Origin of the sequence: Streptomyces katrae (assembly GCF_000966975.1) — a bacterium.
In the GTDB taxonomy this organism is placed as follows: Bacteria; Actinomycetota; Actinomycetes; order Streptomycetales; family Streptomycetaceae; genus Streptomyces; species Streptomyces katrae.
Genome location: NZ_JZWV01000963.1, coordinates 1 through 7,860, shown reverse-complemented (window position 1 = coordinate 7,860; position 7,860 = coordinate 1). Strand labels below are relative to the sequence as shown.

Sequence of the window (7,860 nt, the reverse complement as noted above, 5' to 3'; positions counted from 1 at the left end):
CGCGTGCCTTGGCAGGGACCGGGGGCGCGGCCTGCTCCCCGCACCCGCGGGGATGACCCCGGGCGCTGTGGCTGGAGACGTGGCCGGGAGACCTGCTCCCCGCACCCGCGGGGATGACCCCGCCACCCGCACCTGTCCGTCGTACCGCCCATGCTGCTCCCCGCACCCGCGGGGATGACCCTGCTGCGAGGGCCTACATAACGAGACGTACCTCAAGAAGCGACAGCCGACCGCCGGCAAGCGATCTACACCCCAGACAACCGACCAGCACGAGTACCCGGGGCCCGGTCACACCGGCCCTTTGACCTGCGATTTCAAGTTGGCGGCAACTCTGTGAAGTCCACCGCTCGCCCGTTGGATGGCCGCAGTATGAGTGCCAACTTGCAAAAGCCTGCTGGTTATCTTGGCGGGAAGGGCTGCGCATTGTTCATGTGTCTGGGTACCGTGCCTTTGAGTCCACGCATGGTGGCCCTGTGTGATCTCTGCTCCCTGATGCCCCAAGGGGATGATCCCTGTGCGTGCTCAGCATGATGTTGCTCCCCACTCTGGTGGGGATAGTGATGTCTTTGGCCATGTCGAACACTTCCTCAACTGTGCATGCTCAGCGTCAAAAGGCCTGCGAAACAGAGCTATGGCCGAGAGGTAATGGATCTTGGAAGGATGCGGTAGCGTCTCAGCTGATGGCGTCTCAGGAACTCTGCGACGACCATGGACAGAACTGCGCCCACTCGCGAAGGTCGAGCCCGCCCCGTCGGGCTAAGACACATGGCGGGCTCGACCCCGATTCGCAGAAGGAGAAGCGAATGCCTCGAACGTTACCCCGCCGGATCCCCCAGGTCACCATCGGGCAGCAGTCACAGTCGTGGCTGCTGCCCGTCCTTGTTGCCGTGCTGATGGGCGGCGGCGGATCCCAGCTGCCGCTCGACGCCTGGATCCGCCTCTCGACGCTCATCGCTCTCGTCGTAGTCGTGCTGGTCATCGCAGCGCGCGCGTCACTCACACGGGTGGTTGAGGCGTAATACCGTTCGGGGTACACCCCGTGCCCCGATTATGAGCGGGCTCCCTCCCCTCCGCTCGCGGAGTTGGGAGGAGCCCGCTTCGCGGTGGGGATTCGATGTCGCCCACTGCCTTTAAGCACTGCGATTCGGGGGGATTTCGGATGCATCACGACGTAGCGCAATGGAGCGAGGGTCTCACGCAAGCTGCCCGATCCGTCTGGGCCAAGCATGTTCAGCAGGATGCAAAGTGGCTACCGCTCTGGCGGCACATGGCCGACTCCGCTGCGATGGCAGGTCGACTCTGGGACGAGTGGGTGCCGCACAACGTGCGCAGACTCGTCGCGGACGGACTGCCCGGCGGGGACCAGGACGCCAGACTCCTTGTCGTGTGGCTGGCGGGCATCCACGACATCGGGAAGGCCACACCGGCGTTCGCCTGCCAGGTGGACGTACTCGCCGACGCCATGCGTGAGGCCGGTCTGGAGATGCCCACTGCACGGCAGTTCGGGGACGCACGCAAGCGCGCACCCCACGGGCTGGCTGGACAGGTCATCCTGGAGGAGTGGCTGGAGCGGCGCGATTGGTCCCCCCGCGCCGCCATGACCTTTGCGGTCGCGGTGGGAGGCCACCACGGGGTCCCTCCTGGGCACGACGCCTTTCCCTATCTGCACCAGCACACCGAGCTCCTGCGCACCCCAGGCCCGAGCGAACAGCTCTGGCACGACGTACAGACGGAGCTCCTCGATACCTGTGCCACGGCGTACGGAGTGGAGGAACGACTGCCGCACTGGCGGTCCGTGAAACTTCCGCAGCCTGTCCAGGTGGTGCTCGCCGCCCTGGTCATTCTGGCCGACTGGATCGCCAGCAACTCGGACCTCTTCCTGCTGTACCCGGAGGACCGTCCCCGTGATGAAGCGGAGCGGATCGAGGCCGCATGGCGTGGGATCGAACTGCCGCCGCCCTGGTCCGCCGCAGACGTGACGGAATCTCCCCAGGCGCTTTTCGCGGACCGGTTCTCGCTTTCGCACCCGCGCCCTTTGCAGGCCGAGGCAGTGAGACTGGCACGCGAGGGCGAGTCCGCCAGCCTGATGATCATCGAAGCCCCCATGGGGGAGGGGAAGACCGAAGCTGCCTTCGCGGTGGCCGAGATCTTCGCGTCCCGCACCCGGGCCGGGGGATGCTTTGTCGCCCTGCCCACTCGTGCAACGGCCAACGCGATGTACGGCCGTCTGCGCGGCTGGCTCAAACGCCTCCCGGGTGAAGGCACCCGCACCGTCTCACTGGCCCATTCCAAGGCCTTCCTCAACGACGACTTCGCTCGTGACATGCGGGCCGGCGCCCGTGAGATCGCCGCCGTCGACCTCGACGGAGCAACCGAATCCCTGCGCGCTGTGAAAGACGACCGGTGTGCCGCCGCGTCGGAACTGGTCGCCCATCAGTGGTTGCGAGGCCGGAAGAAGGGCATGCTCGCACCCTTCGTCGTCGGCACCATCGACCAACTGCTCTTCGCAGGGCTCAAGAGCCGGCATCTCGCCCTGCGACACCTGGCCCTGGCCGGCAAGGTCGTCGTCATCGACGAGGTCCACGCCTACGACGCCTACATGAACGAATACCTCGAACGCGTCCTGTCCTGGCTCGGCGCCTACAAGGTACCCGTGGTCATGCTGTCGGCGACTCTGCCCGCAGCCCGCCGTCAGGCGCTCGCCCTTGCCTACCGCGGTTCGGCCGACACGCAGCCGGCACTGCCCGAAACGAATCCCTATCCGTTGATCAGCATGGTGTCCGAGAGCCAGGAAACGGTCTTCGGAACTCCCGAGGCTGCATCCGACCGGTACAGCGAGATCACCCTGGAACAGCTGGATGACGGACTGGGCGGTCTCGCCGACCGCTTGGAGAGCGAGCTCGCCGGCGGCGGCTGTGCGCTCGTCGTCCGCAACACCGTCGACCGGGTCCTGAGAACCGCCGAAGTCCTGCGCGAGCGCTTCGGGCCGCAATCGGTGACGGTGGCGCACTCCCGCTTCGTCGACCTGGACCGGGCACACAACGACGAAGAACTCGTCGCCAGGTTCGGCACCTCCGGCAACCGCCCGAAAGACCGGCACATCGTCGTTGCCAGCCAGGTGGCCGAACAGTCACTCGACATTGACTTCGACCTCCTGGTGACCGATCTCGCCCCCATCGACTTGGTCCTGCAAAGAATGGGACGCTTGCACCGCCACCCCCGCGGCCACGGGCAATCGCAGAGGCCGCCACGCCTCCGCACCCCTCGCTGCCTGATCACCGGCGTCGACTGGGCAGCGGAGCCACCGGTCCCGGCAGCAGGGTCAGCCGCGGTGTACGGGTCCCAGGCCCTGATCCGCGCTTTGGCCGTCCTGCGCCCCTACTGGGGCAAGAGCCCCCTGGTCCTGCCCGACCACATCAGCCCGCTCGTTCAGGAAGCGTACGCACAGGCGACTCCCTGCGTACCGGAGACCTGGACCGAAACCATGGACGCCGCGCTTGCCGATCACGACCAGGCCATCGCCGAACAGCGTCGTAAGGCGCAGGCGTTCCGGATCGACGAAGTGCGAAAGCCTGGACGGTCTCTCGTCGGATGGATCGACGCCGGCGTGGGCGATGCCGACGACACTCGAGCCGGCCGTGCGCAGGTCCGGGACGGCGAGGAATCCATCGAGGTACTCGTCATCCAGCGCCGCACCGACGGCAGCTATGCCACGCTGCCTTCGCTGATACGCGGACTCGGCGGTCTGGAGCTTCCCCTGGACGCCGTACCAGCCCCCCGAGCGGTCCGCGCCGCCGCAGTCAGCGCTCTGCGGCTTCCGTACCACTTCTCCAAACCATGGCTGATCGACCGCGTGATCGGGGAACTGGAGCAGTTCCGCCCCAAGGCATGGCAGGCCAAGGAGAGCCACACCCTCGCCGGAGAGCTCTTTCTCGTGCTCGACGAGGATTGTCAGACCCGTCTGGCAGGCTTCGACCTTCGATACAGCGAAACCGACGGCCTGGAGGTCACTCCGGCCGGCGCCCAGGACGTGAAGTTGGTGAAAGGCGTGCCCAGTTTCGACCTCGTCTCCCGTCCGTGGCTGCCCGTCCAGTTACGGGACGGCACGGCAGCGGAACTCTCCTTGAAGGAGGTCTTCGCCCGAGCCCCCGACATCCGCCGGCTCGTGGGTGACGTACCCACGCAGGAATTCGCACTGATGCGTCTCCTGCTCGCCATCCTCCACGACGCCGTCGACGGCCCCGAGGACATCGACGCCTGGCAGGAGCTCAGCGAAAGCCCCGAACCGCTCGCCGCAGTCGGCCCTTACCTCGACCGCCACCGCGAGCGCTTCGATCTCTTGCATCCCAGCCAGCCTTTCATGCAGGTCGCCGACCTGCAGACACAGAAGGCCGAGGTGGCGTCCCTCAACCGGATCGTGGCTGACGTGCCCAACGGCGACCCGTTCTTCAGCATGCGCCGGCCCGGAGTCCTGCAACTTCCCTTCGCGGAGGCGGCACGATGGCTCGTCCACGCCCACGCATTCGACACTTCGGGAATCAAGTCCGGAGCCATGGGTGACCCCAGGGTCAAGGGAGGCAAGGGGTACCCCCAGGGAGTCGGCTGGGCGGGAAACCTCGGGGGAGTGTTCGCCGAGGGCGACGACCTGCAGCAGACCCTCCTCCTCAACCTGGTGGCATCCGATACCTACGCCCTCACCGTCGACAAGGACGACAGGCCGGCCTGGCGCAGGGAACAGTGCGGACCGGACGTACAGAGCGACTTGGCGGCCAGGCCGACCGGTCCCCGAGACCTGTACACATGGCAGTCCCGCCGTGTCCGTCTCCATCACGACGGCCAGGCCGTACGGGGGGTGGTGCTGTCCTACGGGGACCCCCTGCCCGTCCCCAACGCGCACACCCGGGAACCGATGAGCGGCTGGCGCCGCAGCATCCCGCAAGAGAAGAAGCTCAGCCTGCCCCGGGTCTATATGCCGCGCCAGCACGATCCAGCCCGTTCCGCCTGGCGCAGCCTCGCCGCCCTCTTGTCCTCCCAGTCGGAGGAGCAGACCGCTCAGCACGCAGATCCTGCGAAGTACCTGCGTGCCGGCGTACTGAAGTGGATCGCCGAACTCACCCACGAGAAGCTGCTGCCCCGGGAACTGCTCATCCGCCCCCGACTGATCAGTGCTGTTTACGGAACACAGCAGTCGGTCATCGACGAGGTGGTCGACGACGGGGTCGCCATGCCCGTCATCCTGCTCCACGAGCACAACCCGACCTACGCGCAGGAAGCAACCGGAGCGGTAGAAGACAGCACCAAGGCCGTCAACGCCCTGGGAGACCTCGCCGGAGACCTGGCCAGGACCGCCGGACGACCCGCCGAAGCGCCCAGCGACACAGCGCGCGACCTCGGCTTCGGCCTCCTCGACGGCCCCTACCGGCAATGGCTCGCCGCCCTCGGCAACGCCGAAGATCCCTCAGCTGCCCGCGACGCCTGGCGGCGCACGGCCTACCGGATCCTGCGCAGCGCAGCCGACACCATCCTGGCCGACGCCAATGAGGCCGGATGGCTGGACAACGCCGAATCCGAGCGGATCTTCCACGCAAGGCTCGCCAAGGCCCTCCCACTCCCTGCCGCGGGGTCGGCGGAAGGCGCCGACGGCACAGAGGACACGGACCCCACCAAGGAGCTCGCCCCATGACAGATACTGCGCCGCACATCCCGGCGCCCGCGTCGCCACCTGCGCCCCAACAGGCCACTGCCACCGCAGGGCCCAGGAAACCCGACCACCCCTCCCCACTGCGATGGGCCGTGACGGCCCGCGTCTCCAGCCTCCAGGAGGGCTACCGCAAAGACAGCCCCCGAGCCGTCCAGGACCTCGCCCGGCTGCGCCGCGGAATCGGCCGCCAGGCCAATGAGACCCCTGACCTCTGGGGCCTCCTCGGCATCGAACAGTTCTATGCAGCACAGCCCGAGGACCGCCCCCTGAGCGAAGCAAAGGCCGTGCGCGCCGAACGCGCCGCTCACGTCGCCGTGACCCTGTGGGCCCTGCACCAGCAGTCCAACCGCACCAAAGCCATGCACGCCGACGACGGAGCATCCCTGGGTGCCGCCGTCCGGCGGCTCATGGCCGGCACCGAATCCGACGAACCGATCCGCAAACGCCTGTTACGCGCAGGCACCGCGACGACGTTCGACGTGCTCAGCCACCGGCTGCGTGAACTGGTTGTACTCCTGCGCAAGGCGGAGATCCCGCTCGACTACGGCCTCCTCGCCGACCACCTCGAGCAATGGCAGAAGCCCGGCGGACCCACGCGGGTACGTCAGGCATGGGGACGAGACTTCCACGCCTACCGGCGGCCCACCGACCCCGAGCGACCGCGAAACAGCACGCCTGAAGCACCCGACACGCACGCGACCGCCGACCGCGACGACATGAAGGACCAGACATGAGCCGCACCATCCTCGACGTACACATCCTGCAGACCGTCCCGCCGAGCAACATCAACAGGGACGACACGGGAGCCCCCAAGAGCGCGGTCTACGGCGGCGTCCGGCGCTCACGGGTGTCCAGCCAGGCATGGAAGAAGGCCACCCGAGCGGCCTTCAACGAACTGCTGGACCCCGCCGATCTGGGAGTCCGCACCAAGAAGGTCGTCGAGGCCCTCAGCGACCGCATCATCGCGCGCCAGGAAACGCTGACCACCGACCAGGTATGGCTCATGGCAGTCGAGATCATCCAGACCGCCACCGGCGCCAAGCTCGAAACGCGCAAGCCCCCCGCCAAGGGGAAGGACAAGGACGGCACGGAGGACGAGACAACCGAGCCCCAAGCCCCCCAGTCCTCCTACCTGCTCTTCCTCAGCGCCCGCCAACTCGACGGACTCGCAGACCTGGCCATCAAGGGCATCGGCCAGAAGGCCGAGCCGAAGGTGTTCGTCAAGGACTCTGCCATCAAGGCAGAGGCCAAGCAGATCGCCTCCACCCGGCACTCCGTCGACATCGCCCTCTTCGGCCGCATGGTCGCCGACACCGCCGACATCAACGTCGACGCCGCCGCACAGGTGGCCCATGCCCTCAGCGTCCACCCCGTAGACCTTGAGACCGACTACTTCACCGCCGTCGACGACAAGAACAGCGACGCCGAACCCGGGGCCGGCATGATCGGGACCGTCGACTTCAACTCCGCCACCCTCTACCGCTACGCCGCCGTCGACATCGACCTCCTCACCCGCAACCTCGACGCCGGCCTGACCGAGGGCGAACGCACAGGCGAGCCGGTCCGCCGCGCAGTGGAAGCCTTCATCGAGGGCTTCACACTCTCCATGCCCACCGGCAAGATCAACACCTTCGGCAACAACACCCTCCCGGACGCCGTCATCGCCCGCTGCCGCCGACGGCCACGTCCGCTCCGCCTGCCACGCACTGGCCGAGCACATCCCCGCCGTCGAAGACGCCTTCGGAGCAGCCGCGGACCACACCTGGATCGTGCGCGTCGGCAGCCGGACCCAGGATCTCGCCGGCCTCGGCGAGGAGGTCAACCTGCGGGAACTCGTCACCAAGGTCGGCGAGGCCGTTGCCGGTAGGCTGGAGAAGCGTGGATGAGTGTCCTGGCCCTACGGCTGGCCGGACCCCTGCAGTCCTGGGGGTCCTCCGCCCGCTTCGCACGCCGCACAACTGAGACCGCACCCACGAAAAGCGGCGTCATCGGCATGCTGGCCGCGGCACTCGGCCGCGACCGCACTGCCGACCTGTCCGACCTCGCGGCCCTGTCCTTCGCCGTACGCATCGACCAGCCCGGCACCCGCCTGCGCGACTTCCAGACCGCACGGCACGCCGACACCGGCAAAGCGATGCCCGTCTCGGAGCGCTTCTACC

The 7,860-nt window shown here is 67.5% G+C and carries 4 protein-coding genes and 1 pseudogene; all 5 read left to right on the top strand.

All coding sequences use genetic code 11. The features are described from left to right. The first annotated feature begins 803 nt into the window (after positions 1–803). On the top strand, positions 804–1,019 hold the full coding sequence (locus VR44_RS30555; RefSeq protein ID WP_045950860.1) for a hypothetical protein: 216 nt from the start codon (positions 804–806) through the stop codon (positions 1,017–1,019). A gap of 140 nt (positions 1,020–1,159) precedes the next feature. Further along, entirely contained in the window at positions 1,160–5,683 is a 4,524-nt protein-coding gene (gene casA / locus VR44_RS42025; protein WP_094192019.1) for a type I-E CRISPR-associated protein Cse1/CasA, read from the top strand. Between the two features lie 110 nt (positions 5,684–5,793). Further along, a complete protein-coding gene (gene casB / locus VR44_RS30545; protein ID WP_157880448.1) occupies positions 5,794–6,435 on the top strand; it encodes a type I-E CRISPR-associated protein Cse2/CasB in 642 nt (213 codons plus the stop codon). Next, a pseudogene (gene cas7e, locus VR44_RS30540) lies at positions 6,432–7,587 on the top strand (type I-E CRISPR-associated protein Cas7/Cse4/CasC). The gene casB and the pseudogene cas7e overlap by 4 nt, the downstream one beginning before the upstream one ends. Then, on the top strand, positions 7,584–7,860 hold a 277-nt coding region (cas5e, locus tag VR44_RS30535), incomplete at its 3' end, for a type I-E CRISPR-associated protein Cas5/CasD (RefSeq protein WP_045950861.1). The pseudogene cas7e and the gene cas5e, both read left to right, overlap by 4 nt.

Coding starts and splice junctions, on each gene's coding strand:
- casA (WP_094192019.1), top strand. CDS start 1,160: ATGCATCACGACGTAGCGCAATGGAGCGAGGGTCTCACGCAAGCTGCC.
- VR44_RS30555 (WP_045950860.1), top strand. CDS start 804: ATGCCTCGAACGTTACCCCGCCGGATCCCCCAGGTCACCATCGGGCAG.